Origin of the sequence: Mycolicibacterium anyangense (assembly GCF_010731855.1) — a bacterium.
GTDB classification, from domain to species: domain Bacteria; phylum Actinomycetota; class Actinomycetes; order Mycobacteriales; family Mycobacteriaceae; genus Mycobacterium; species Mycobacterium anyangense.
This window is the reverse complement of record NZ_AP022620.1, coordinates 4,389,194-4,413,210: the sequence shown is the minus strand read 5'-3', so window position 1 is coordinate 4,413,210 and position 24,017 is coordinate 4,389,194. Positions and strand designations below refer to the sequence as shown.

Here is a 24,017-nt window from a genome sequence, read left to right as displayed (position 1 = left end):
AGCCGATGATCCGCTGCCGCTGCCACCGGTCACGTTGACCACGACCTCGGGCGCTCCGTTGCAGAACGGCGGCACCTACGGCGTGGGCATCGTCGTCGTGGCGCACTTCGCCGGCCCGGTGGATCACGCCGCAGCCGAACAGGCGCTGGCGGTCACCACCGCACCCGAGACAGCGGGAGCCTGGCACTGGGTGAACGACCGCACCGCGCACTGGCGTCCGCCGCAGTACTACGCGCCCGGCACCGGCGTCACGGTCGGTGCCGTCGACGCCCCGCTGGTGAACTTCACCATCGGCGCCTCCCACGTCTCGATCGCCGACGACACCACCAAGCAGGTCACCGTCTTCGACGGCGGCACCCTGGTGCGCACCATGCCGACCTCGATGGGCCGCGGCGGCACCGAGAAGGTCGGCGACAAGACGCTGAGCTTCTGGACCCAGCCCGGCACCTACACCGTGCTCGACAAGAGCAACCCGGTGATCATGGACTCCTCCACCTACGGGCTGCCGATCAACAACCACCTGGGCTACAAGGAGTCGATCGCCTACGCCGTGCGGATCAGCACCGACGGCGTCTACCTCCACGAGCTCGACGCCACGGTATGGGCACAGGGCAACACCGACACCAGCCACGGCTGCCTGAACCTCAACGGCGACAACGCCAAATGGTTCTACAACTTCTCGGTGCCCGGCGACGTCGTCGAAGTCCGCCATACCGGCGGGCAGCCGCTGCAGCTGTGGCAGAACGGCGACTGGAGTGTGCCGTGGGATCAGTGGGCCAACTGACTCACTGAACCACCAACTGCCCGTGCATCATCGGGTGGTACTTGCAGTGGTAGGCATAGCTGCCCGGTGCGCTCGGCGCGGTGAACGTGATCGTCCCGCTGCCGTCCACCTCGGCGTCGAATGCGCCACCGCTATCCGCGGTGACGCTGTGTTCGGCACTGTCGTTGTTGACCACGGTCACGGTCGCGCCGGGGGCCACGGTCAGCGGCGGGCCGAATCGCATGCCGGAGATCGTGATGGTGGGTCCCGTGGCGGCCGCAGCGGTGGAGCCGGCCGACGTCGCTGAGGACGCCGGCAGCGTCGAGGTCGTGGTGCTGCCTGACGAGCAGGCCGTGACGAAGAGCAGCAGAGCGAAGACGAGGGCGGTGAGTCGTGTCATACGCGCGACACGAAGTGACACCCGTGCCGGTTCAGTCCGCCCGCGCGGCTTTGGCCTGCCGCTTGGCCTCGCGTAGGCCGACCCAGAACCGGGCGGCTTCGCGTACGGATTCCTCCACCGGCCGGGGCTGCCAGCCGAGCTCGCGAACGGCCTTGCTGTGGTCCACCGGCCCCTCGGCGCGCATCAGCCGCAGCGACGCCAGCGACAGCCGTTCGTCGGTGCCTTTGAGTGCGCCCTTGATGGTGCCGATCGTGGCCAGCGCGTAGGCGACCGGTAGCGCAATGGTCCGGCCCGGCGGCGCGACGCCGGCCTCCTGCGCGGCGATGCGGGCGACGTCGGCGTTGCTGATCAGCTTCTCCGAGATCAGGTAGCGCTCGCCGACGCGGCCGTGTTCGGCGGCCAGGATCATGGCACGTGCGGCGTCGTCGACACCCACAGCCTCCAGATCGATGCCGCCCATGACGAACGGCAGCTTCCCGAACGCCGCCCCGGCGATGATCGCTCCGTGCGGGGTGCGCCCCCAGTCCCCGGCGCCGTAGGTGGTGGAGACACACATGGCGATGGCGGGCAGGCCGTGCTCGCGGGCGTAGCGCAGAACGAGTTCCTCGGCCTGCACGCGGGAGCGGACGTAGGGGGTCAGGCCGCGGTCGACGATCAGGTCGGACTCGCTGACCACCCGACCGCGACGGCGGCCGACGGTGACGTAGCTGCTGGTGAAGATGAAGCGGTGCAGGTTCGCGTCCTTGGCGATCTCCAGCACATTGCGGGTGCCTTCGACATTGGTGCGGAACAGCGGCGCCGGGTCGCGCAGCCAACCGCGGGCGTCGACCACGCAGTAGTACACGTCATCACACCCGGCCATCGCCGCCCGCAGGGTGTCGTCGTCCCAGATGTCGCCGACGAACCGCTGCACATCGAGGTCGTCGATGGCGATGGTGTTGGCGTTCTCCCGGACCATGACGCGCACCTGGTGTCCGTCGGCCACCAGCTGACGGGTGACGTGCGAGCCGAGAAAGCCATTGGCTCCGATGACCAACTTGGGCGCGCTCACTTCTTGCCCCCGTACTGCTCGAACCAGGCGGCGGCTTCGTCGTCCAGGGTGCCGAGTTGCTTGGCCTTCTTGCACCACGCGATCCCGGCCTGGACGAACTTCAGCGGGTTGTAGATGTCCTCCTGCCGTGACCACAGACCGTCACCGGCGTAGGTGATGATCGAGATGTTGGTGGCGGTGATGATCGTGCCGTCGCCGGGATCGCGCATCGGGTTGTCCAGCTCGCAGATGATCCGGCCGGTGTCCTCGTCGATCACCGACCACAGCGACGGAAAGTCGGTCATGTAGCTGCCCGGAAACGTGCCCATCGTCTTGGTGATCCAGGCCCGCACCTCGGCACGGCCCTTCATGGTGCCCATCGCATGCTCGATGTAGTCCACGTCGGGGGTGTAGTGCCCGACCCAGGCGTCCCAGTCGCGGGAGCGGGCGGCCCGGTCCACGGTGTCCTCGAAGGTTGCGAAAGCGTGGGTCAGTTCTGCACGGGAGAATCGCGGCACAACACCAAACTAGAACAAGTTCTAGTGGACATGTGGCGAACCGTCCTGATTCCGGCGGTTGCGGTCCTTGGCGACGTACAGCTCCGCGTCGGCCTGTGCATACAGCGCGGCGATGTCGGCGCTGCCGCCGGGCTGCGATGCCAGCCCGATGCTCGCATCAGGGGTCCGTTGACGAGCTTCGGCGACGAACCGTTGCGCCGACGAGGCGTCGCGGTCGGCGATACATGCGGCGAACTCGTCGCCGCCGAGGCGCGCCAGCACCGCATTCTTCGGCACCAGCTCACGCCATTGGCGCGCCCGGTTGACGAGGTGCTCGTCGCCCGCCAAATGCCCGAACGTGTCGTTGATCTGCTTGAAGCCGTCGAGGTCCAGCACGATGACCGAGATCGTCGACTTCGGTGACCGCAGACGCGTCAGCAGATCCCGGGTGGCGATCTCCCACCCGGCCCGATTGAGCACACCGGTGAGCGGGTCGGTGCAGGCACTGGTCACCAGGGCCCGCATCACAAGCCCGAACGACTCCCCTGCTCCGACGATGGCGACGACCCAAATCAGGTAATCGATACCCAGTTTGCGGCCCGGGGAGACGGCCAGGGCCACCACGGCGGCCACGGTGAGAAAGCCGATCAGTACCCATGCACGCCGGGGTGGGTAGAAGGCTCGCAGGTACATGGCCAGGAACATCGGCGCGATCAGGCAGGCAAGTTCGGCAGCGATCGAGATGTGGAACGCCATCACCACCGGCGTAGCCAGAATGGCAGCCCAGGTGGCCGGCGCCGGCGTGTTCGGCTTGATGGCCAGCCAAGCGAGCGCCGCGATACCCAGCACGATGGCAACCACGCCACCAATCGGATTCGCATACGTCAGCTCTGGATGCAGCGGCCAGATGGTGAACACCACGCCATAGACGTAGAGGAAAGTCGTGAGGCTCAAGTAGATCCGCAACAACCGGATCTGCTGTACGCCGTGAAAGTCACCGCCCGACGAGCCGAGCAGCTTTACCCGATACACGGGGTTGCGCTTCTCGCGGGCGTGGGAGGGCAGATCGGGCAAAGCCGCATCGCGTCAGACTCCCCTGCTCAGAACCGGCCACGTTGCCGACTGTCCATTGTGGCATCGCAGCTTTCAGGTCGCAGCGTCAGTTCTGACGGATGTGTGACGCAGGAACTATCTGACCAACCATGGCGGTTGATACGGGCATGGCGTTTGACTATCACCGCAACCCCGACGCCGTGAACGCGCTGTCTCCCGAGCAGTACCGGGTGACACAGCGCAACGGTACCGAGCGGCCCTTCACCGGCGAGTACTGGGACAACCACGACCCGGGCATCTACGTCGACGTCGTCTCCGGCGAACCGCTGTTCGCCTCGGTGGACAAGTTCGACAGCGGATCAGGCTGGCCAAGCTTCACCAAACCGATCGAGCAGTCCAACGTGGTGACCAAGCGGGACTTCACGCTGCTGATGCCGCGCACCGAGGTGCGCTCGGCGCACGGCAACAGCCACCTCGGTCACGTCTTCAAGGACGGTCCCCGCGCGGCGGGAGGGTTGCGCTACTGCATCAACTCGGCTTCGCTGAGATTCATCGGCCTCGACGACCTCGAGGCGCAGGGCTATGGCGACTACCGGCGGCTGTTCACGACCGCCGAATCGAAGGGAGACGATGTGACTGACACGAAGACCGCGATCCTGGCGGGCGGCTGCTTCTGGGGCATGCAGGACCTGATCCGCAAGCAGCCGGGCGTGGTGTCCACCCGGGTCGGGTATACCGGCGGCCAGAACGACCACCCGACCTACCGCAACCACCCAGGACACGCCGAGGCGGTCGAGATCGTCTACGACCCGGCCCAGACGGATTTCCGGGCGCTGCTGGAGTTCTTCTTCCAGATCCACGATCCGAGCACGAAGAACCGGCAGGGTAATGACGTCGGCACCAGCTATCGCTCGGCCATCTTCTATCTGGACGACGAGCAGAAGCAGGTCGCGCTCGACACCATCGCCGACGTCGACGCATCCGGACTGTGGCCGGGCAAGGTGGTTACCGAGGTGACGCCCGCAGTGGACTTCTGGGAGGCCGAGCCCGAGCATCAGGACTACCTGGTGCACTACCCCAACGGCTACACCTGCCACTTCCCGCGGCCGGGCTGGAAGCTGCCCAAGCGGGCGCAGGTCTAGCGTCGAAGCCCGCCTCGAGTGTGCGGTTTCATCCGCAACACGCCGCCGCGGGCGTATCGGGACGCACATTCGAGGCGTTAGACCCCAGCGGCCTCAGCGGCGGTAGACGACCACCCGGCCGCCCCGTTTGGGGACATAGGCAACGCCGCGGTTGCGCCACTTCTCACCCGGAGCATCGGTGGTCTGGATGGTGAAGTGGCGCAACACTGTTCGCAGCACTACATCCATCTCCATGGTGGCGAACGCCGCACCGATACACCGCCGCGTACCACCGCCGAACGGCACCCACGCGAAGGTGTTCGGCTTGGCATCGAGGAAGCGCTGCGGGTCGAACCGAGCAGGATCGGGAAAAATCTCTGGGTTCTCGTGCAGTTGACTGAGGCTGACCATGATCGAAAAGCCTTGCGGGATGCGCCATTCACCGAGTTCGTAGCTCGGGGCCATGACGTGGCGGCCGGAGAAGTCGATCACCGTGCGGTTGCGCTGCACCTCGAACAAGGTGGCCTGCCGATAGCTGTTGTCGTCGGTGGCGGCCTCGGCGACAAGCTGCCGCAGCACCTCCGGATGCCGGGAGATCCGCTCGAACGCCCACGACAGCGTGGACCCGGTGGTCTCGTGGCCGGCAGCCAACAGCGTCAGCAGCTCGTCGCCGATCTCGCTGCGGGTCATCGGCGAGCCGTCTTCGTAGGTGCTGCGCAGGAACAGCGTCAGGACGTCGTCCCGGTTCTCGAATCCCGGGTCCTGCCTTGCGCGGGTGATCAGGGTGTCGACCAGGCCCTCGTACTCGCGGCGGTACTCGGCGAGCCTGCCCCACGGGGTGAACCGCCACTCCTTGGCCGGGGCGGGCATGACCGCCAGCCGGGAGCCCAGTGTCACCCACTTCGGCAGCAGCGCCCGCAGCTGCTCGAACTCCGCACCCCCGGCACCGAAGATCGCCCGGATGATGACATTGAGGCTGATGCGCATCAACGGCTCGAGGGTTTCGAACTCTGCGCCCTCGGGCCACGACGCGATCTCGCGCAGCGTCTCTTCCTCGACGATCCGCTCGTAGGCCCTGATGCTCTTGCCGTGAAACGGCGGGGTAAGCAGCTTGCGGCGCACCCGGTGGGCGGTCCCGTCCAGACCGAACACCGAACCGGGGCCCAGCAGCCGGCTGAGGTTGGGCTGGATGTTGTAGAGCAGCTCGGGGCTAGTGGTGAAGATCTGTTTGGTCAGCGCCGGGTCGGAGACCACGACGGTCGGGCCGAACACCGGAACGTCCAGGGTGAAGCAGCGCCCGTACCGGCGGGTCAGCCACTGGACCGATGGCCGCCGCTGGGTCAGAAAAGCCGTCTTGAGCAGGGGGTTTGGAATGCCCGGCCGGGGCGGCAGCTTCGGTTCCGCAGTACTGGGAACGTCGACGGTGGGCGCTTCGCTCATGACTGTCCGGCCTCCCGGGATGGCGTGGTACTGCGTTGTACCACTGGCTTGTCGGGTACGGTACTCGTTGGTACCAACCCTGACAAGTACCTGTGCGGTGAAAGGAGTCCAGGTGAGCGCGCCCGCTGCCGAGGCCTCCCCGGACTCCGCGCGCGACGGCGGGTTCCGTAGACGCCTGCTCGACGGCCTGGCCGTGTCGATCGACGAGCGCGGCTACCGGGACAGCACCGTCGCCGACATCGTTCGCCATGCCCGCACGTCCAAGCGCACGTTCTACGACCAGTTCGCCACCAAGGAAGAGTGCTTCGCCGAACTGCTGATGGACAACAGCGCCCAGATCGTCGCCACGATCCGCAAGGCGGTGGTGCCGGATGCGCCGTGGCACATCCAGATCCGTCAGGCCGTGGTGGCCTACGTGGACACGATCGAGGCCAGCACGGCCATCACCCTGAGCTGGATCCGGGAACTGCCCGCACTCGGTGAGAGCGCGCGACCGACACTGCGCCGCGGGTTCGGCGGGTTGGTGACGATGATCGTCGACCTGACCGCCAACAGCGGGTTCCGCGACGCGGGCATCGACCCGGTGTCCCCGGAGGCCGCAGTCATCCTGGTGGGCGGCCTGCGCGAGCTCACCGCCCAGACGGTGGAGGACGGCCACCCGGTCAGGACCATCCTCGAACCGGCCGTCGCCGCGTCGATGGCGATCCTCGGTCCCAAACCTAAGGTTTGAGAAGGACTTTGACCATACCGTCGGCCTTCTTTTGGAAGGTTTCGTAGGCCTGCGGCGCATCCTCGAGTGGCAGCCGGTGGGTGGCGAAGGTGTCCACCCCGAGCGGGTCTCCATCGGTGAGCAGCCCCATGATGTCCGGGATCCAGCGCTTGACGTTGGCCTGTCCCATCCGTAGCTGGATCTGCTTGTCGAACAACACCATCATGTTGATCGGATCGGCCGCACCGCCATACACCCCGGACAGCGAGATCGTGCCGCCGCGGCGCACCAGGGCGATCGCAGTGTGCAGAGCGGCCAGCCGGTCCATCCCGGCGTTCCGCATCACCGCGCGGCCCACCGGCGCCGGCAGAAAACCGGCCGCGGTCTGGGCGAACTCCGCGACCGGCGACCCGTGGGCTTCCATCCCGACCGCATCGAGCACTGCGTCGGCTCCGCGACCGTCGGTGTGGGACAGCACGCGGTCGACGAGATCATCTCTGCGGGCATCGATCACGTCATCGCAGTAGGGGCGGGCCCGATCCAGGCGGTCGGACACCAGGTCCACGCCGATGACGCGGTATCGGTTGCGGTGCGCGGCAATTCGGCATGCCATCGACCCGATCGGGCCCAAGCCCAGGACCACCAGGGTGCCGCCGTCGGGGACCGCGGCGTAGTCCAGACCCTGCCAGGCGGTGGGCAGCACGTCGGACAGGTAGACATAGCGGTCGTCAGGCCCGTCAGCCGGCACCTTGATATGGGTGTAGTTGGCGTGCGGTACCCGGAGGTATTCAGCCTGACCGCCGGCGACTTCGCCGTAGAGCTTGGAGTAGCCGAACAGTGCAGCACCGGTGCCCTGGTCACGGTTCTGCGTTGTCTCACACTGACTTTGAAGTCCGTGACCGCACATGAAGCAGTGCCCGCAGGAGATGTTGAACGGGATCACCACCCGGTCGCCCACGGTAAGCTGGTCAACGTCGGCGCCCACCTCCTCGACCACGCCCATCGCCTCGTGTCCGAGGATGTCACCGGGCGACATGAAGGCCCCGAGTACCTCGTAGAGATGCAGATCAGAGCCGCAGATATTGGTACTGGTCACGCGAATGATCGCGTCGGTCGGCTCCTTGATCTGGGGGTCGGGCACGGTGTCCACCGAAACGTTGCGTCGGCCGTGCCAGATCACTGCGCGCATGTACTGCCTCCTCGAATCGGGTCGGAGGCCGCATGCCCGTTGGGTCTGTTCTCAAACCTTGGGCAGGACGAACGCGAATGGGCGCCCGAAGCCGAGCCCGTGCACCCGCCCGGCACGGATGTCGTCGATCGGCACCGACACCAGGGCGCCGCTGGACGGCTCGTAGCACCGCATCGCCGGGCCCCGGATCTCGGTCAGCAGCACCCAGTGCCGCGGCAACGCCGAGCCGAGCAGCATCGCCACCGGCCAGCCGGCCGTGACCGCGTCACACACCACGGGCACGGTCTGCGGACCCGCCGGGCGCCATCGGTAGCGCACGCCGCGGGCGGCACTGTGCGCGGTCATCGCGCGCGCCATACCGGCCGGGGTGGTGCCCAGTGCCCTGGGCCACACCGTGTTCACCATGCGATGCACCCGGGCCTGCTCGGCGTCGAACCACCGCTGCGGGTGCCCCGATCGCAGCGGAGCGCCGTACGCATCGTCGATCAGCGCACCGGCCATCACCGCCACACTCGGTCCGCACGTGACGCCGTCGCGCTGCCGCGGCCACATGTCAGTCCGGTGGCGGGAAACCGCCGGTGGCCACCGGTCCCCAGGTCTGCGGCGTCACCCTGATCAAGCACTTGCCCTGGTCCACCATCGCCTGGCGGTACTGCGCCCAGTCCGGGTGCTCCCCGGCCACGGCACGGAAGTAGTCGACCAACGGCTCGACGGCGTCCGGCAGATCGATGACCTCCGCGGCCCCGTCGAGCTGGACGTAGGGCCCGTCGAACTCGTCGGAGAGCACCACCACGCCGGCGCGTCCGGAGCGGCGGATGTTGACCGCCTTGGCCCGCCGCGGATAGCTGGCGATCACCACCCGGCCCTGGTCATCGAGCCCGCCGGTCACCGGCGAGGCCTGCAACGATCCGTCGGCGCGGAAGGTGATCAGCACCATGCGGTGGCGCGGACGGATGAACTCCAGCATCTGCTGGCGGTCCACGGCATCCGCCGTCGCGTACTTGCGCGCCATATCCGCCACTCTAACCACGAGACCGGACCGGGGGCGTAGTTTGTCACTCGACTGGAGGAAGGACTACCGATGGTTGCGACGATGCGGGCGGAACGGTTCTACGCCGATACGAAAGCTGTTGTTCTGGAAGATGTTCCGATCCCGGAGCCGGGCGAGGGCGAGGTACTGGTCAAGGTCGCCTTCTGCGGCATCTGCCACTCCGACCTCAGCCTGATCAACGGCACTTTCCCGGCCCAGCGCCCGGTGGTCACCCAGGGGCACGAGGCCTCGGGGACCATCGCCAAGCTCGGGCCCGGCGTCACCGGCTGGTCCGAGGGAGATCGGGTGGTGCTCGCCGCCGGGCGGCCGTGCCTGCAATGCCCGAACTGCCGGCGCGGGGACCTGGCCAATTGCCAGTGGATCCAGCTGATGGCCTTCGCCTACGACGGCGCGTGGGCCGAGTACACGATCGCCCAGGCGGCGGGACTGACCCGCGTTCCCGACAATGTCCCGCTGGATCAGGCCGCGATCCTGGCCGACGCGGTCTCGACACCGTTCGGCGCGGTGGTACACACCGGCAAGGTGCGCGTCGGTGAGTCGGTCGGAGTGTGGGGTGTCGGCGGGGTCGGCACTCACATCGTGCAGCTGGCCCGCCTCGTCGGGGCGGTGCCGGTGATCGCCGTCGACATCAACCCGGTGGTCCGCGAGCGCGCCCTGGAACTGGGTGCCGACTATGCGTTCGACTCCCGCGACCCGGAATTCAAGGACAAGCTGGCCGCGGCCACCGGCGGACGCAAGCTCGACGTGGCGTTCGACGCCGTCGGGCTGAAGGTGACCTTCGAACAGGCGCTGGACGCGCTCACCGTCGGCGGCCGCCTGGTCGGAGTCGGGATGAGCGCCGAGTCGCCCACGGTGGGGCCGACGTCGATGTTCGGGCTCAGTCAGAAGCAGGTCCTCGGCCACCTCGGCTATCAGAACGCCGATATCGAGACGCTGGCCGCCCTGGTATCGCGGGGCAGGCTCGATCTGAGCCGGTCGGTCAGCCAGGTCATTGCGCTCGAGGACATCCACGAGGGCATCCGGGCACTCGAGCATGCCGAGGGCAATCCGATCCGGATCGTGGTGGCGCCTTGAACAGACATGTGACGGGCAGCGCTGCAGAGGCGGCGAGCGCCTGCGCTCAGCTGTAGCAGGGGCCGCCTCCTGGCGGGCTGCAGGACGCCGGACCCAATTCGATCCAGCTCAGGTCCATCCACGGCGGGGACAACCAGGTGCGATCCGCTTCGATCACGAAGCGCAACGGCCCGCGCTCACAGTAGGTCCGGCCGTCCGGCGTCGCAGCGCAGGTGGTGCCCTCATGAGTGACCGAACTGCGCGGTGCGAGAACCTGGACGGCCGCAGTGGCAGGAAATCTCACGTCCATCGACCAGTCGTAGTGCACCGCACGGTCACCGTCGATCCAACCGATGTGACTCACCCCCGGCGGTGCGCCAGGGATGTTGCCTGCGCAGCCGAAACTACCGAGCCCCCAGATTCCGCAGTTCTGTCCGGTGGGGGCGATGAACCAGATGCCGCCGGGCTGAGCGAACTGCAGGGGGTCGAGTTTGTCGTAGTACCGAATGTCGGGGTAGGGGCTGGCGCCCGGATCCTGTTGATTTGGTTCGGCGCCCGCAATCGGGGTGCCTGCCACCCCCGCCACCAGTGTGCCGACGAGAGCAACCGCGGCACTCCAGGCCGCCATCGGTGGTGGGCGCAACCTCGCCCGTATTCCCAACATCGTCGGTGAACTCCTAGGTGATTCTCGACGTGTTGCCATAGCAGGCTGCATCGCCGATGTCGAGCGTGTTCTGACAGAAAACCTTGCCCTGGTAGATGACTCGCACGCTGACCCATCGATTGGGTCTGGCGTCGGGACGCCAGTCGGCGCGAACCTGCGCGCCGTAGGGAGGCGCTGACTGCGGGTCCGGCATGGTGACGTCGAGCCGCCACGGAAGCGGCGCGTTGGTGATCGCCACCCGGCCCTGGGCGTCCTGGTATTCGATGTTCGCGACGCCGATCGAATCGGAGACCACTTCATAGGTGACGGACCCCCCAGCCTGAGCGCAGGGCGCGGTGAGCGATGCCGCGGCGACCGCGGCCAAGAAGACGGCCACCGTCCGCGCCGGGCGGCCTACCCGCATCACGGTCCCACCAGGACCGCGGTGACGAGGGTGTAGCCCGAGTCCGCGTCGTAGATCATGCTGGTTCCCATCCGGTTGTAGCTGCAATCCGGGATAGCGGCGAACCCCTGTACGAGCAGTCCCTTGATGGCGTCAGCCGGGCTCTGCGCAGCACCCAGCAAGGCGAATGTCTTACTGGCCGGGATTCCAAGGTCTTTCACGATGGCATCCGGGTGCTGTGCATCGGCTGGCACCGTATCGGCGTGCTGGGCCAGGTAGTCCCTGGTCGACCGATTGATGATGTCCGCCGCGTGCGCCACCTGCTGGTCCGGACCGAACTGCCCACACGGCGTACCTGCTCGCGCCGACATCAGAGCCTGGTCGAGGACTGTGCCGGGATCGGCATGTGCCGGTCCACCGGCCAGAGCCAGGCCGGACGCCGCCAGCCCTAGAGCGAGCGCAACGCGCCGACCGAGGCCGCAGCTGGTGCCGGCTCGGGTCTTCATCATCGGATCACCCTCGTCGGTGTGGGGCGGCCTCACGTCTGACCACAGACGTCGGAACGGTTGATCTTGCTGCCCCAGTGTTGTGCCCGCAGGAACGATGGCCCGGAGAACCAGGTCGGCTGGTGCGCTTTCAAGCCGTTGCTGACATTCGAGAGTTGTTGCCACAGACCGTAGAACGCATCGCCCTGGTAGATGGGGAAGTACATGTCACCCGCATGGTCGTAGCTCTGGGTCAGTGCCTGGGCGCGGGGCGCCAGGTAGTCCAGGGACTGATCGATATTGCCCAGGACGATCTGCAGGTCGCCGGGAACCGCACCGGCGTTGAAGTCGCCGTTGTTGCGAATGATGGTGTTGTTCAGCCGTTCGATCTGCAGTTTCAACACCCTGTATTGCTGATTGAACCACTGGCACATCTCCCCTTCGGCGGTGATGTCCGCGGGGGTGACGTATTGGCGCGATTGATCGAACGGAAACGGGAACTGCGGTTGCCAATTGTCGGCCACCGGGACGACGACCGGCAGCGGAACCGGCGCAGGTGACTCGCCCCAGGGGTCGTCGTCGGCGCCCGCCACACCCGACGACGCGAGCGCCGGGCCCAGCACGAGGACGACCAGCGTGACGAGCCAAGCCGGTATCGTCCGGCCACCCGGGCGGCCCGGGTCTCGATTCACAGCAGACATGGGCGTCGTTACTTCCCCAGCGCCGAATCGATCCCGCCGACGTCGGTGATCTCCCAGTTCTTGTTGCTGTCAAGCGTCACGCTGTACGTCGCGGTCGACTGCAGGCCTTCGGGAGCCTGGACCGTCTTGGTCAGGACGCTGACGAAAGAGTCCACCACGTAAACGCCACCGGCATCCGAACGAACCTTGGCGGCCAGCGGGCGCGCGCTGGACTTCCACTGCAGCGGCGCCAAAATCTGCTCCATCGAATCGGCGGCCTTGCTCAGCTTGTCCTTCAGCTCGGGCGAAGTCCCGTTGACCAGCTTCACTTTCCAGCCGTTGAAGTCCTGGAAGTCCATCTGGGCGGCACTCACCGCGTAGGTGATCGCGAGCTCTTCTGCGTGGGTGCGGTCTGCGGCCGCTTTGGATTGCGCATCGAGCTTGTGCTGGGCACCGATGTAGAGCCAGGCGAGCACACCGACCGCAGCGACCAGCACGGCGACCACGAGGCCTACAACGGCGCCGCGCAGCGAGATCGATAGCCGCCGGCCGCCGCCTTCTGGCCGGCTGGTTGCGGCGGGCTCGACAGCCGGCTCGGGAGTGGGTGCCGACTCACTGTCCTGGTCGGCGGGTGACGGGGTGTCGACCCGGTCTTCGATATCGGTCGTTGACATGGGATTTCCTTCAATCTGTCTGGTCTGCAGTCATTTTCGGCGTTATTGGTCGGGAACTTTGACGTGTAGCGTGATCGCACCGTCCTCGGGGATGCCCGCGAGTACGTTCGACAGCATCTGCCCGGTATCGATGTTCATCAGGGCGCCGCCGATACCCTGGAACTGCGGGGTGAGCGCCTGGGTGAGCACCTTGATGTCTCCCCCGCGGCTGTCCAGGAAGTCCTGAATGCGCTGCAGGAACTTGCCGAACAACTTCATGTTGCGTGGGTTGTCCCACACCACGGTGCTCATCATCGAATGGAAGGTTGCGCCGAGTGAGTCGCCTGCACTGCCCACCTCGGGACCCAGCCGGGCCAATGTCGGGCCGACCCAGCCGGCGTTCTGCAGCAGAGTCTGGGCGTTGCCCAGTACCCGCTGGCCGTCGCCATTCATGCTGCCCACCATCTGATTGAGCAGCTGGCTGGCGCGAACCAGATTCGGCAACGTCTCCTCTGGGTCCGGCAAGGCCTCATCGGCCTCCTTGGTGATGCTCGAGAGTTGTTGCGGGTCTGACTGATTCAGGACCCTGACAACGCTGGTCGCCAGCTCCGAGATCGACGGCGGCACGACCACCCGTTCGGTCGAGATCCGTTGGCCGTTGGTGAGCATCGGACCGGAGTCGGTATGCGGTATCAAGCCGATGTAGGTCTCCCCGAGAGCGGAGAGGTTGTCCAACCGGATATCGCTGTCCACCGGAACACGCTGCCGCCCATCCACATAGAAGTCGACGGTGGCCTGGCCCAGGGTGGTTTCGACCTTGGTCACCTTGCCGACGCTCACGCCACGCAGCAGCACGTTGGATCCGACGACCAGACCCTTGACATCCGGGACGTCCATCGACAGGTTTGTCCGGTTGTCCGGTGACCGGAAGTGGAGATGGAGCGATGCCAGATAAGCAGCGGCGATCGCGATAATGAGCCCCATGGCGCCGAACGACAGGGCGTTCTTGACGGCTCTCATGGCATCGCTCCGATGACCCGCATGACGTCCTGGATGTTGTCGATCATCTCCTTGCCGTCGGGTCCGGTGATCGAGGTGATGTTGATCGCCGGATTCTTGTCCACCGGCAGAAAGTCCTCGTAGAACAACCTGCGCCAAGCCGGACCCTCGGCCTCGAAGTTCCACTTGCTCTGCTGCACCGCACCGAGTGCGTCGGCCAGCGAGTTCAGCAACGGCACCAGCCAGAAGCCGCCACTGTAGATACTGCCGATCGAGGGGAGAACGGTGCCGATGTAGGAGCCGGTCTGAGAACCTCTATCGAAGCCCAGCATGCCGTCCGGGCTCAACCAGTACTTGTATTCGGGCAGATGCGCGATGACCGCGGCGACGGTGTTCGACGTACCCTGTAGCCAGGTATCCACCGTGTCGATGTTGTTGCGCAGATCGGCCAGATCCGTGGTCACCCGGCTGGTCATCGCGCGCAGGTCTTCTCTGCGTTGTGGCGTGACGTTGTTGAGCCCGATGATGGTGTTCTGGATCCGCTGAATCGACCCGCTGCCAACGAAGTTCGCGAGATTGGCAATGGTGTCCTCGAGTTGCGGTGGAGACGTGGTCTGAGAAAGGGGTACTCTCGCGCCGGGACCGATCGCCGGAGTGCCGGTACCCTGCTCACCTTGCGGGCGCTCCAAGGCCAGGTACGTGTCACCGAGCACCGTCGACTGCTGCAAGGTCGCATGTACGTCTGAGGGCACGGAGACGCCGGAGTCGATACGCGCCGTTACATCGACGTGATCAGCCCTCAGATCGACGTGGTTGACGACTCCGACCGTGGTGCCGTCCTGGACGACCTTTGCACGGTCCGGCAGGTTGAGCACATTGGCGAATTCCAGGATGACGTCGTAGCCGCGGTCCCTGTTCTGGCCTGGCTGCGGCAGTGCATTGACGTTGAGCGCGGCGCAGGAGGTCAACACCAACGCCGCCGCCACGCCCAGGGCCGTACGCCTGATGAGGGTTGCTGTACTGATCATTTGCGGCTCGCTTGCATCACGACGTACTGCAGCAACGAGATGTCGACTGCGTAGGGTTGGCCGTTGACGTCGGCGCAACTGCCCGGCATCTGCGCGTTCATCAAGCCGCACAGCGCCAGTCCGTCGTGCGACTGCACCCGGAACATTGGCGGCCGGTAGGCGATGTTGAACGGACTGAACTGGTGGGCGTTGTAGTGGTTGGCGATGGTGTTGATCCACCACGGAACCGGGTTGAACTCGGCCGCAAGGGCGTTCGCGTGCGGGCTGAGCTTTCTGGTGGCGTCACTGACGGTGTCCAGAGTCAATTGGGTCTCATCTCCCAGCCGGGATTCCAGGACCGACACCATCTCGATGACGGCGGACAACGTTCCCAGCGGTGCCTTCCCGCGTGCGTCGCCTAGCCGGGCGGCACCGTCCATCGCCTTGTCGAGATCCGGCGTCGTGGTCACACCGTCGAGGAGTACCTCTTTCATCGGGCCCCGCATCTCAGTCAACGAGGTGGTCAGCTCGGCCAGATTCTGCACGATCGACCCTATGTCACCAATCGCGCGGTCCGGATTGTCCACCAGCGCAGATACTTTCGTTACCAGTGCGCCGGTGCGTGCGCCATTGCCCTGCGCCAGCCGGTTGACTCCGGCGATAGTGTCACCGATGTTGCTCGACCCGTCCGGATTGATCGCCTTGAGGAAGGTGTCAGCCGAGCCGATGACTTCTGACAGCGACTTCGGCGACATCGACCGTTGCAGCGGCACACAGCCATTCGGCTCCAGCTTGGGCCCGCTCCTGTAGTTACCGACCAGTTCCAGCGAGCGGTCCGCGACGATCGACGGCGACCGGATCACGGCCTTCACATCGGCGGGCAAGGAACGGTTCTCGGTGACGGTGAAGTCCACCCGGACGTCGGTGGCGTGCGGGGTGATCGAGGTGACCGTCCCGATCGGGTAGCCCATCTGGGTGACCGGATTGCCCACGTAGAGGCCGACGGTATCCGGCATGACGGCGCAGTAGTCCGTCGCCGCAGGACGGGCAGCTGAACCGCAGGAGGACGCCGCTGCGGCGGTCAGCGCCGCAAGCACTAGTGCGGCGGTCCCGTTACAGATTCTTCGAAAAGCGCTGTACACCATCAGCATACGCTCCCCGGAACCGGGATGCACAGATCGGTCGCCAACAGTTCTGGCTTAGCGTTCTGCGCATCAAGAACTCGTTCGATCTTGTCTCGCACCCGCCGCAGTCGAGGAATGATCCGGCTGTTGTTGTCCACCCACCGGCGGAACCTGTCCTGCCAGTCCCGCACCTTCTGGATGAACTCCTCGCGATTGTTCACCCAGAACTTCGACAACGGTGCCAGGACGGACTCGCCGATGTCGCCCATGCCGGCAAGTGCTGCGCCGAAACCCTTGCCGTACACCGTAAGTGTCTGCTCGATGATCGAAATCTTTGACACCAGCTCTTGGAGTCGGCCCCGGTAGGCGCTCAGGGCTTGGATGTACTCATCGGACATGTCGAGGATCTGGGTGATCTGCCCGCGTTGCCGATCGATCGTGTCGGCAAGGGCATTGCCGGCATCGATCACGGTCGATAGCGTCTCGGTGTTGGTCCCGCTCAGGCCTGCCTGGATCTGATCCAGCGACTGCCGGATCGGGCGCGGATTGATCTCCTGGGTGACTTTCGTCGAGTCGGTCAGCGCCCGCATCAGGTTGTAGGGAGTTTTGACTCGGCCTGCGGGGATCGGGTTTTCGCCCAGTGGCCGATCGCCAAGCGGGATCAGGTCGACGTAGTAGCCCCCGACGATAGTCAGCATGCGGATGTCGACCTGGGACTGGTCGCCGACGAAGGTGTTCTTGTCGACGGAAGCTTGCACTCTGATCCGATCCTGCTCCAGAGACAGCGAGGTGATCTTGCCAACCGGGATGCCCGCCACTCGCACACTGTCACCGGATCGCACCGACGCGGCATCGTTGGTGTAGAACACCACCTGCCGGTCACCGGGTGGCCTGATGTAGACGTAGCCGGCGACTATTGCCGTCACCATGAGCATCGACAGCGCTATGACGCCCCAAATCAGGGGGTTGTGAATCCATTTCACCGATTGCACAGGATCACCCGTTGCCCGTTGAGGAGTACGTCCAGGGATTGTGGTAGCTGAGCAGGACCGTGGCTACACGGCAGCGGTTGATCAGGCGGCGCCGGATCGGAGATGTTATCCCACACGACCGGAACACGCTTGAATGCATCGGAGTAGTCGTCGAAGACGGTGATGGCGCGGTCCAACCCGTGATCGATGTCCGCCCCACCCGCCTTGCTGAATCCGGCGTTCTCCAGCAGCCGAACAGCGGCCTCGGTGAAGCCGGGTCCGTAGAGCTGCGATTTACGGAACTCGTCGAGCACCTTCAGTGCCGAGTCGATCGGGCGATTGGCCCACTCGATAATCTGGATCACGTCTTTGGAGTGACCGCCGAAGGTGTCGGCGATGGCGGACAGGTTCTGCATGAGGGTGGCGACCACCTCTTGCCGGTTGGCAGTGAACTCGGTGAGTTTGTGGATGCTGTCCAGCATCGGTCCGAGGCCGGATCCGTCACCGGAGAGGAAGTTCGCCGCATTGTCGGTGAACGTGTCGATGTCTTGCGGGCTCAGCGTGGCCATGACGGGCTGCAGTCCGTTGAACAGCGTGGTGATGTCGAAGGACGGCCGAGTCATGGCGAGCGGGACCTCGGTTATCGTCTTCGTGCCCGGCCCCGACTCCACTGGCGCGGATACGTCGATATAGCGCAAACCGGTCAATGCCTGGTATTTCACCGCCATCCGGGTGGCCGGCGCGACCGCGTACCGCTTGTCCATGCTCAGGTTAACGACAGCAATGGTCTGACCGGATTCCCGTGATAGCGAGAGGGATTCGACCTTGCCGACCCGGACACCACGAACGCGTACGTCGGAGTCGACATGCAGACCGGAGACGTCGAGGAATTTGGCGGTGTACTGCTCCGTCTGCGCGGCGACCGGTTGTCGGAGCACATTGACGACGAGGATGAACACCACTGCGGCGAGCGCGGCACTCACGGCGAACCGCCAGAGGGCGCCCATGGGCTTCATTACTGTCCTCCCATCGCGTTGATCGGGGCCTGCACACCGGGGAGGTTGTCGAGCACTAGGTGCACCTGCAGAGCGCGCTGCTCGGGGGAACCCGCGTAGAGCTTCTCGAACCGGGTGCGAAGTTCGACCATCGTGTCGGCCATCCCGGCCGGGGCGATGAGCCCAGGCACCGTGTCGCTGAGTGTCTTGACCAAGCCCACCGCCGGCCGCAGATCACCGGGGTGTGAGGACAGCAGCTTTCCGACCGCTCCGAAGAACGAGTTCGCCAACAGGTCCAGCGTCGCACGCGACCTCGTCTGCCAGAATTCCTCTGACTGGCGCTGTCCGGGCCGAATCCCGGAATCCGGGCTCGGCAGACCGTACTCGCCGCTGACGTTGAACGTGACGAAACCGCCTGCGACACCGTACCCGTGGCCGGCGCGGGTTGCACCGTCGACGAAAGACGGGAAGGCAACCGCGATCCCGGCGGTGTTGCGCAGCAGTTGCTCGGTGCTGACTGTCTGGACCTTGGTGACCGCCTCGGAGACCGTCACTACGGTCTCGAGCAGCGGGTTGAGGGCGTCGGTGTAGCGGGTCGCACGGTTGATGACGCTGATGAGTTCCGGGGTGACGACGCCACTGGTGACCTCACCGAGACGGGCGAGAAGCGCCTGGAGGGTGAAGTTTCCACGCGGTGTCGGCTGAATCCGTGATCCGTTGCGCAGCGCACTTCCACCGTCACCGGGGATCAGATTGACTGCGGTGACGCCGAAGTAGTTGGCCGGCCGGAAGTCGACGTCGACCTTGTCGGTGAGCCCGGATGTGGGGCGGGCCTGCAGATCGGCGACCAACTGGACCCCGCCTTGCGGAAGGCTGGAAACCGTCGATACCCGCCCGACCGTGACGCCGTGCATGACCACCGGGGTACCGGCAGCAACGCCCTGGCCGACATAGGGCAATCCGATGGTAACCGAATAGTGGGCGGCCTTGTCGTCCTGCCGGAACGGGTTGATGGCCACCATCGCGCAGACGAGGGCGATGCAGACCGCGCCGATCAACCCGATGATCGTGAGGCGACGAGTTTCGTCGTCGGCCGTCATCCGGAACAACATGCTCTCCTCCTAACCCGTGAAGACGAACTGAGGGCGAAGACCCCAGAGCAGGACTGTGGCCGTGAAATCGAGCACCATGATCGTCACCAGGCTCGCGCGGATGGCACGTCCCGATGCCTCGCCCACACCGACCGGTCCACCGGAAGCGAAAAACCCGTAGTAGCAGTGGATGATGGTGACCGCCGTGCAGTACAGCGCCGCTTTGGCCAACGAGTAAGCCAGATCGGTCGGCGTGAGGAACTGGACGAAATAGTGGTTGTACGTGCCGCCGGGCTGTCCGTAGAACTTCTGGATGATGGTACTCGCGGTGACGAAGCTGACGACCAGCGTCAACAGATATCCGGGAATGACGCAGAGCAGTCCGCCGATCACCCTCGTCCCGACCACGAAGGGAATGGCCCGCAACCCCATGGCTTCGGTCGCGTCGATCTCGTCGGAGATTCGCATGGAGCCGATCTCGGCCGTCATCCGGCATCCCGCTTGTGAGGCGAACGCCACGCCGGCAACCAGAGGCGCCATCTCTCGAACATTTCCCCATCCGCCGATGATGCCGGTGAGTGATCCGAGTCCGATCAGATTGAGTGTGGCAAAGGATTCGATGGAAACGATTGCGCCGACCGTGATTCCGAGGATGGCCAGGACGCTGATCACGCCGCCGTCGACGACGATCGATCCGCGTCCCCAGGCAAGGTTGTTCATCACCTGCAGGGTCTCGCGCCGGTACTTGCGCACGGTGATCGGCAGCAGCCAGAACGTCTGGCCGATAAAGGTGAGCCACTGGCCCGTGGTGCGAAATGGCTTCCCTAGCAACATACTTTGTTTGGCGAGTTCGCCGCGGTATTTCGAGGGGACTGCGGCTCGGTCCCGGGTCGCGGTCATGTCAGGCCACCGCCATCGGGAAGAACATCGTCTGTAACTGGGTGATCGCCAGATTCACCACGACGATGAGCAGGACGTTGAGCACCACCGAGGCGTTGACCGCATCGGCGACGCCACGGGGCCCGCCTTTGGCCTCCATCCCCCGTTGCGAGGAGACCACCGCGACGATCCCGGCGAACACCAGGCCCTTGCCCATCGTGAACCAAACGTCGACCATCTTCGCGAACGCGCCAAAGGAGAGCCAGAAGCTGCCCGGAGTAACCCCGTTGACGACGGTAGCGATCACGAACGCCGCTCCGACCCCCATCGCGATAACGATCACGACCAGGATCGGTGTGATGAGAAGCAGAGCCAGGAAGCGAGGAACGACGAGCCGGCGGACAGGATCGACGCCGAGGGTTCGCAGCGCATCGAGTTCCTCGCGGATCGCACGCGCGCCGAAGTCGGAGGCGATCGCCGCGGCGGCGGCTCCGCCCATCAGTAGGCCCGCAGTAACGGGGGCGCCCTGCCGCAGGACCGCGACACCGGTGGCGGAGCCGACCAGCGAATTGGCCCCCACCTCGTTCACCAGTCCCGAAAGCTGCACTGCGACCATCGCTCCGAATGGGATCGCCATCAGCACCGCCGGCAACGCCGTGACCTTCAGCAAGGTCCATGCCTGAGTGATCAATTCACCGAACGGCAGCTTCAACGTGAATGTGTCGACGATCGAGTACCGCACGATCGACGCCGCCAGCATCACTGCACGGCCGGTCGTCGCCGCGCTCTTGACCGGAACCGCGACCAGTCCTGACAGCAGCCGCGCCAGCCGCCCACGTCCCCGGGCTTGGCGAGCCTGAGGCGCCGAGGTGCCCACCAATGGGGGATCGAGCACCGCGACGGATCCGGTCTCATCCCGCCCCTGGCGCCGATCTTCGAAGTGATTGGTCAAGTTTTTCATCCTCCGCCACAGGCGAACCCGGGCATGGTCGTGATGTTCGTGCGCCCGAATCACGCGGGCAGCCTGCTCGTCTAGAGGGCAATCTCCGGGCGGTCGCCGAACCGGACGCGCATGGGCTCACTACGCCTGCCCGGCGTGAGCATGTGCCAACGAAGCGGAACGGACACATGAACGCCGAGCGCAACAGTGCCCGTGAAGCGGTCTGTCACCGCGCCGGGGGCCGGTTGTCGACTCATGTGAGGCACCTTCCTATGCGTGCGAGACGGATGCAGCCGCGCCGGTCAGGGCGGGCACCCATGGGCCAGGTCACTGCATGGCCGCGATTGTGGGCTGACTCACGTTAACACGCTATCCAGACAATGTGTATGCAAAATCTAAAATAGATTAAGTGGGCGGACGCGTAATCTCGTGCGGGTGATCCAACCCCGTCGGACAGCTGGGCGCCATGACAATGGCGAGCCCGACAGCGGTGAAGTGGTCGAACAGATTCTCTCGGCCACGCTGCGGCTGATGCAGGACCAGATGTTCGACGACATCAGTGTCGCCAACATCATCTCCGAAGCCCAGCTGTCTCGGACGACGTTCTACTTCTACTTCGCCTCGAAATTCACCGTGCTGCGGACACTGCTGGAGCGGGCGGTGGACGACATCTTCGAACGAGTACAGCCCTTCCTGGCCCAGTCCGAGGGCGATACGCCCATGGAGGCACTCCAGCGCAGCCTCAGCTCGGTGACGGTGGCATGGCATCGTCACCGCCCGGTGCTGCGCGAGATTGCGCACCACTGGCACTCCGATCCCGAACTCCACACGCTGTGGCTGGACGTGGTCGAGCGGTTCGTCAGCTCTGGAGCTGAGGTCATCGACCGCCAGCGAGAGGCGGGCCAGATCACCTCGACAGAGCCGTCGAGAAATCTGGCCACCATCCTCTTCTGGAGTACCGAACGAATCCTCTACATCGCGGGCCTCGGCATTGAACCCATGCTGAGGGACGAAGAGGCAGCATTGGGTTTGCTGGAGACGTTGTGGCGCGGGATGCTCTATGGCTGACCATCACGGCTCGTCGCCGAGCGCGGCCACTGACACGAGCAAAGCTCCCCCGCCGCCCGGCAGCACGCGCATTCTGCTGGGCGACAATCCCTTCGACGTCGCACCGACCCTCGACTTGCTCCACGAGGTCCGCATGGACGTGCCATCCTGGAGCGAGACCCAGTTCTTCCAGGTGTGGAGCCCGGACAGCAGCGCCGGGGTCTTCGTTCACACCGGCCGTTGGCCCGGCGACCTCGACCTGTGGTGGGCGCAGGTGATCGCCATGCTGCCCGATGGCACCCTGCTGGTCGACCGGTCCTGGGGCCGAGCCGTCGACAGCAGCGGCCCTGCCACCGGCAATCTCCGTGTCCACTGCCAGCAGCCACTGAAGAACTGGCGAATTCGCTTCGATGGCGCCGGGGAGCCCAGCGACCTGGCCACGATGGCAGGCGGGCCCATCGGCAGCACTCACGCCAGGGCCTTCAGCTTTGACATCGAGCTTCAAGCGATCGCACCGGTCTGGGATATGCACGGCGCGCTGGGTATCCATGATGTGGGCTGGGCATCGCGCCACCACACCCAGGGCATGAGATCCCGCGGGGTACTACAGGTCGAGGGCCTGAACCCGATCGAGCTCAGCGGTGTGGGTTGCCGGGACCATTCAAGTGGGCCCAGAATTCTCACCGACGTCGGCGGCCTGCAGTTCTTCGTCGTCGTCTTCCCGGAAAGCGGCCGGGTGGCAAATGGTTTGGTCAATTGGCGGCGGTCGGGGGAAGTGGCGCATCGGGTGTACACGATTCAGCAAGCCGGCCGCTGCGAGATCGGCTTCGACGTGTCGGTCACCGGACTTGCCGAGTTGAGCACCCACGCACCCCATAACGTCGTCGTGGAGATGCGGGGTGCGTCGTCCCATCTCTACCGGGCGCAGTGGCTGCACGGTTACACCCTCACCCTGCTGGAACCGAATCTGAACGTCAACGGTGCCGTCGTCGACGCCCAGGACGATCCGCTGTTCATCACACAGGGGGCATTCCGGGTTGTCGCCGATGACGGCGAGATCGGTTGGGGCGTCGTCGAGCGGGACTACCGGCGGTCGATGCTCCCGGCACCCCAGCCGCGCTGACACTGCGGGATCACCGACACGCCGCTACAGCTCCGTGGCTGCTTCGTAGGCGCGGATGAGCCTGCGTAGAGCTGTGCGGTAACGAGTTCCAGCGTCCTGTTCGACGAAGTGCCGCTGGACATGGTGCAGCGCTGGCAGTGCCTGCTCACGGTCGCCGAATTCGCGCCTCCGATAGACCTCATGGAGTCGTTGTGACTGGCCGGGGAGAGCCGCCCCCAGGGTGAACTGGGCCAGCACCACCATCGCCTCGGCTGCCAGATCCGCAGGAAGGCCGCCGTCGACCAGAAGAGCAACCACATTGTCTGCATGCGTGTGGAATTGACGTTCGGCAACGACCTGAGTGGCCACAATCGTCGCGACGGCCGGAGAGGCCACCAACAGCTCGTACATGTTCGTGAGGAAGTCGAACAGCGACGTCTGCCACGCGCCGTCGCGGGCCGGCGGTGCCAGAGTCGCCAGCGCAGTGTCGGCCACCAATTCGAGCACCTGCTCTTTGTCGGACACATGCCGATACAACGCCCGCGGCGTGCACCCCAGCCGGTCGGCCAGCCCGCGCATGGAGACGGCATCCAGACCATCGGTGTCAGCGATGGAGCGAGCCTCCGCAACGATCGCGTCCAACGACAGGAAGTTACGGTAGCCACGCTCGGTCGACTCACTCATGCGGCGGC

At 65.4% G+C, this 24,017-nt stretch carries 27 protein-coding genes and 1 pseudogene; 6 read left to right on the top strand and 22 right to left on the bottom strand.

Going from position 1 to position 24,017, the window contains the following annotated elements; genetic code table 11:
- Positions 1-28: 28 nt before the first annotated feature.
- Positions 29-784: pseudogene (locus G6N35_RS20920) on the top strand (L,D-transpeptidase); the annotation flags it as partial.
- Between the two features lies 1 nt (position 785).
- Here the strand turns inward: G6N35_RS20920 and G6N35_RS20915 are convergent.
- Genes G6N35_RS20915 through G6N35_RS20900 form a run of 4 tightly spaced genes read right to left on the bottom strand, consistent with a single transcriptional unit; the run spans position 786 to position 3,764 of the window.
- On the bottom strand, positions 786-1,163 hold the full coding sequence (locus tag G6N35_RS20915; protein ID WP_163805963.1) for a cupredoxin domain-containing protein: 378 nt from the start codon (positions 1,161-1,163) through the stop codon (positions 786-788).
- Positions 1,164-1,194: 31 nt separating this feature from the next.
- A complete protein-coding gene (locus G6N35_RS20910) occupies positions 1,195-2,214 on the bottom strand; it encodes an NAD-dependent epimerase/dehydratase family protein (protein ID WP_246224446.1) in 1,020 nt (339 codons plus the stop codon).
- A complete protein-coding gene (locus G6N35_RS20905) occupies positions 2,211-2,711 on the bottom strand; it encodes a nuclear transport factor 2 family protein (RefSeq protein ID WP_163805962.1) in 501 nt (166 codons plus the stop codon). The genes G6N35_RS20910 and G6N35_RS20905 overlap by 4 nt, the downstream gene beginning before the upstream one ends.
- 21 nt (positions 2,712-2,732) lie before the next feature.
- The gene (locus G6N35_RS20900) at positions 2,733-3,764 is read right to left on the bottom strand and encodes a GGDEF domain-containing protein (protein WP_246224445.1); all 1,032 of its coding nucleotides are present in this window, start codon (positions 3,762-3,764) and stop codon (positions 2,733-2,735) included.
- 128 nt (positions 3,765-3,892) lie between these two features.
- On the opposite strand from G6N35_RS20900, the gene G6N35_RS20895 reads away from it, so the two are divergent.
- Positions 3,893-4,885, top strand: a complete 993-nt coding sequence (locus G6N35_RS20895) for a bifunctional methionine sulfoxide reductase B/A protein (RefSeq protein ID WP_322790627.1) — start codon at positions 3,893-3,895, stop codon at positions 4,883-4,885.
- A 93-nt stretch (positions 4,886-4,978) separates the two neighbouring features.
- Here G6N35_RS20895 and G6N35_RS20890 read toward each other — a convergent pair whose 3' ends face one another.
- Positions 4,979-6,304: a cytochrome P450 gene (locus tag G6N35_RS20890; RefSeq protein WP_163805960.1), complete on the bottom strand. Its 1,326-nt coding sequence runs from the start codon at positions 6,302-6,304 to the stop codon at positions 4,979-4,981.
- A 112-nt stretch (positions 6,305-6,416) separates the two neighbouring features.
- On the opposite strand from G6N35_RS20890, the gene G6N35_RS20885 reads away from it, so the two are divergent.
- The gene (locus tag G6N35_RS20885; RefSeq protein WP_246224444.1) at positions 6,417-7,034 is read left to right on the top strand and encodes a TetR/AcrR family transcriptional regulator; all 618 of its coding nucleotides are present in this window, start codon (positions 6,417-6,419) and stop codon (positions 7,032-7,034) included.
- On the opposite strand, the gene G6N35_RS20880 is transcribed toward G6N35_RS20885, so the two are convergent.
- Genes G6N35_RS20880 through G6N35_RS20870 form a run of 3 tightly spaced genes read right to left on the bottom strand, consistent with a single transcriptional unit; the run spans position 7,024 to position 9,214 of the window.
- On the bottom strand, positions 7,024-8,202 hold the full coding sequence (locus G6N35_RS20880; protein WP_163805959.1) for an alcohol dehydrogenase catalytic domain-containing protein: 1,179 nt from the start codon (positions 8,200-8,202) through the stop codon (positions 7,024-7,026). The genes G6N35_RS20885 and G6N35_RS20880 overlap by 11 nt on opposite strands.
- Before the next feature lie 51 nt (positions 8,203-8,253).
- Positions 8,254-8,703 (bottom strand): hypothetical protein, encoded by a 450-nt coding sequence (locus G6N35_RS20875; RefSeq protein ID WP_246224443.1) that lies wholly within the window; start codon positions 8,701-8,703, stop codon positions 8,254-8,256.
- A gap of 52 nt (positions 8,704-8,755) precedes the next feature.
- Positions 8,756-9,214 carry a PPOX class F420-dependent oxidoreductase gene (locus G6N35_RS20870; RefSeq protein ID WP_163805957.1) on the bottom strand — a complete coding sequence of 153 codons (459 nt, stop codon included), beginning with the start codon at positions 9,212-9,214 and terminating at the stop codon, positions 8,756-8,758.
- Positions 9,215-9,283: 69 nt separating this feature from the next.
- On the opposite strand from G6N35_RS20870, the gene G6N35_RS20865 reads away from it, so the two are divergent.
- Positions 9,284-10,327 (top strand): zinc-binding dehydrogenase, encoded by a 1,044-nt coding sequence (locus G6N35_RS20865; protein WP_163805956.1) that lies wholly within the window; start codon positions 9,284-9,286, stop codon positions 10,325-10,327.
- Between the two features lie 46 nt (positions 10,328-10,373).
- Here G6N35_RS20865 and G6N35_RS20860 read toward each other — a convergent pair whose 3' ends face one another.
- The 13 genes from G6N35_RS20860 to G6N35_RS20800 form a co-directional block, all read right to left on the bottom strand.
- Entirely contained in the window at positions 10,374-10,970 is a 597-nt protein-coding gene (locus tag G6N35_RS20860) for a hypothetical protein (protein ID WP_246224442.1), read from the bottom strand.
- A 13-nt stretch (positions 10,971-10,983) separates the two neighbouring features.
- On the bottom strand, positions 10,984-11,334 hold the full coding sequence (locus G6N35_RS20855; RefSeq protein WP_246224441.1) for an MmpS family transport accessory protein: 351 nt from the start codon (positions 11,332-11,334) through the stop codon (positions 10,984-10,986).
- 38 nt (positions 11,335-11,372) lie between these two features.
- Positions 11,373-11,861 (bottom strand): hypothetical protein, encoded by a 489-nt coding sequence (locus G6N35_RS20850; RefSeq protein ID WP_246224440.1) that lies wholly within the window; start codon positions 11,859-11,861, stop codon positions 11,373-11,375.
- 29 nt (positions 11,862-11,890) lie between these two features.
- On the bottom strand, positions 11,891-12,538 hold the full coding sequence (locus G6N35_RS20845; protein ID WP_246224439.1) for a hypothetical protein: 648 nt from the start codon (positions 12,536-12,538) through the stop codon (positions 11,891-11,893).
- Between the two features lie 8 nt (positions 12,539-12,546).
- Positions 12,547-13,191 carry a hypothetical protein gene (locus G6N35_RS20840; protein ID WP_246224438.1) on the bottom strand — a complete coding sequence of 215 codons (645 nt, stop codon included), beginning with the start codon at positions 13,189-13,191 and terminating at the stop codon, positions 12,547-12,549.
- A gap of 42 nt (positions 13,192-13,233) precedes the next feature.
- Entirely contained in the window at positions 13,234-14,190 is a 957-nt protein-coding gene (locus tag G6N35_RS20835) for an MlaD family protein (RefSeq protein ID WP_163805954.1), read from the bottom strand.
- Positions 14,187-15,197 carry an MlaD family protein gene (locus G6N35_RS20830; protein WP_163805953.1) on the bottom strand — a complete coding sequence of 337 codons (1,011 nt, stop codon included), beginning with the start codon at positions 15,195-15,197 and terminating at the stop codon, positions 14,187-14,189. The genes G6N35_RS20835 and G6N35_RS20830 overlap by 4 nt, the downstream gene beginning before the upstream one ends.
- A complete protein-coding gene (locus G6N35_RS20825) occupies positions 15,194-16,321 on the bottom strand; it encodes an MlaD family protein (RefSeq protein ID WP_163807832.1) in 1,128 nt (375 codons plus the stop codon). The genes G6N35_RS20830 and G6N35_RS20825 overlap by 4 nt, the downstream gene beginning before the upstream one ends.
- Positions 16,321-17,283 (bottom strand): MlaD family protein, encoded by a 963-nt coding sequence (locus G6N35_RS20820; RefSeq protein ID WP_407664570.1) that lies wholly within the window; start codon positions 17,281-17,283, stop codon positions 16,321-16,323. The genes G6N35_RS20825 and G6N35_RS20820 overlap by 1 nt, the downstream gene beginning before the upstream one ends.
- Entirely contained in the window at positions 17,280-18,287 is a 1,008-nt protein-coding gene (locus G6N35_RS20815; protein ID WP_163805952.1) for an MlaD family protein, read from the bottom strand. The genes G6N35_RS20820 and G6N35_RS20815 overlap by 4 nt, the downstream gene beginning before the upstream one ends.
- Positions 18,287-19,366: an MlaD family protein gene (locus tag G6N35_RS20810; RefSeq protein WP_163807830.1), complete on the bottom strand. Its 1,080-nt coding sequence runs from the start codon at positions 19,364-19,366 to the stop codon at positions 18,287-18,289. The genes G6N35_RS20815 and G6N35_RS20810 overlap by 1 nt, the downstream gene beginning before the upstream one ends.
- A 21-nt stretch (positions 19,367-19,387) precedes the next feature.
- Complete coding sequence (locus G6N35_RS20805; protein WP_246224675.1) at positions 19,388-20,191, bottom strand: MlaE family ABC transporter permease; 804 nt, start codon at positions 20,189-20,191, stop codon at positions 19,388-19,390.
- A 67-nt stretch (positions 20,192-20,258) separates the two neighbouring features.
- Positions 20,259-21,065 (bottom strand): MlaE family ABC transporter permease, encoded by an 807-nt coding sequence (locus G6N35_RS20800; RefSeq protein ID WP_246224674.1) that lies wholly within the window; start codon positions 21,063-21,065, stop codon positions 20,259-20,261.
- A gap of 549 nt (positions 21,066-21,614) precedes the next feature.
- On the opposite strand from G6N35_RS20800, the gene G6N35_RS20795 reads away from it, so the two are divergent.
- Positions 21,615-22,244 carry a TetR/AcrR family transcriptional regulator gene (locus G6N35_RS20795; protein WP_407664633.1) on the top strand — a complete coding sequence of 210 codons (630 nt, stop codon included), beginning with the start codon at positions 21,615-21,617 and terminating at the stop codon, positions 22,242-22,244.
- The gene (locus G6N35_RS20790; protein ID WP_246224429.1) at positions 22,237-23,346 is read left to right on the top strand and encodes a DUF7064 domain-containing protein; all 1,110 of its coding nucleotides are present in this window, start codon (positions 22,237-22,239) and stop codon (positions 23,344-23,346) included. Before G6N35_RS20795 ends, G6N35_RS20790 begins: the two co-directional genes overlap by 8 nt.
- Positions 23,347-23,370: 24 nt before the next feature.
- Here G6N35_RS20790 and G6N35_RS20785 read toward each other — a convergent pair whose 3' ends face one another.
- Positions 23,371-24,009 (bottom strand): TetR/AcrR family transcriptional regulator C-terminal domain-containing protein, encoded by a 639-nt coding sequence (locus G6N35_RS20785; RefSeq protein ID WP_163805950.1) that lies wholly within the window; start codon positions 24,007-24,009, stop codon positions 23,371-23,373.
- Positions 24,010-24,017: the final 8 nt, after the last annotated feature.

Coding starts and splice junctions, on each gene's coding strand:
- G6N35_RS20915 (WP_163805963.1), bottom strand. CDS start 1,163: ATGACACGACTCACCGCCCTCGTCTTCGCTCTGCTGCTCTTCGTCACG.
- G6N35_RS20895 (WP_322790627.1), top strand. CDS start 3,893: ATGGCGGTTGATACGGGCATGGCGTTTGACTATCACCGCAACCCCGAC.
- G6N35_RS20890 (WP_163805960.1), bottom strand. CDS start 6,304: ATGAGCGAAGCGCCCACCGTCGACGTTCCCAGTACTGCGGAACCGAAG.
- G6N35_RS20880 (WP_163805959.1), bottom strand. CDS start 8,202: ATGCGCGCAGTGATCTGGCACGGCCGACGCAACGTTTCGGTGGACACC.
- G6N35_RS20875 (WP_246224443.1), bottom strand. CDS start 8,703: ATGGCCGGTGCGCTGATCGACGATGCGTACGGCGCTCCGCTGCGATCG.
- G6N35_RS20870 (WP_163805957.1), bottom strand. CDS start 9,214: ATGGCGCGCAAGTACGCGACGGCGGATGCCGTGGACCGCCAGCAGATG.
- G6N35_RS20865 (WP_163805956.1), top strand. CDS start 9,284: ATGGTTGCGACGATGCGGGCGGAACGGTTCTACGCCGATACGAAAGCT.
- G6N35_RS20860 (WP_246224442.1), bottom strand. CDS start 10,970: ATGTTGGGAATACGGGCGAGGTTGCGCCCACCACCGATGGCGGCCTGG.
- G6N35_RS20850 (WP_246224440.1), bottom strand. CDS start 11,861: ATGATGAAGACCCGAGCCGGCACCAGCTGCGGCCTCGGTCGGCGCGTT.
- G6N35_RS20845 (WP_246224439.1), bottom strand. CDS start 12,538: ATGTCTGCTGTGAATCGAGACCCGGGCCGCCCGGGTGGCCGGACGATA.
- G6N35_RS20840 (WP_246224438.1), bottom strand. CDS start 13,191: ATGTCAACGACCGATATCGAAGACCGGGTCGACACCCCGTCACCCGCC.
- G6N35_RS20835 (WP_163805954.1), bottom strand. CDS start 14,190: ATGAGAGCCGTCAAGAACGCCCTGTCGTTCGGCGCCATGGGGCTCATT.
- G6N35_RS20830 (WP_163805953.1), bottom strand. CDS start 15,197: ATGATCAGTACAGCAACCCTCATCAGGCGTACGGCCCTGGGCGTGGCG.
- G6N35_RS20825 (WP_163807832.1), bottom strand. CDS start 16,321: ATGGTGTACAGCGCTTTTCGAAGAATCTGTAACGGGACCGCCGCACTA.
- G6N35_RS20815 (WP_163805952.1), bottom strand. CDS start 18,287: ATGAAGCCCATGGGCGCCCTCTGGCGGTTCGCCGTGAGTGCCGCGCTC.
- G6N35_RS20810 (WP_163807830.1), bottom strand. CDS start 19,366: ATGACGGCCGACGACGAAACTCGTCGCCTCACGATCATCGGGTTGATC.
- G6N35_RS20805 (WP_246224675.1), bottom strand. CDS start 20,191: ATGTTGCTAGGGAAGCCATTTCGCACCACGGGCCAGTGGCTCACCTTT.
- G6N35_RS20790 (WP_246224429.1), top strand. CDS start 22,237: ATGGCTGACCATCACGGCTCGTCGCCGAGCGCGGCCACTGACACGAGC.
- G6N35_RS20785 (WP_163805950.1), bottom strand. CDS start 24,009: ATGAGTGAGTCGACCGAGCGTGGCTACCGTAACTTCCTGTCGTTGGAC.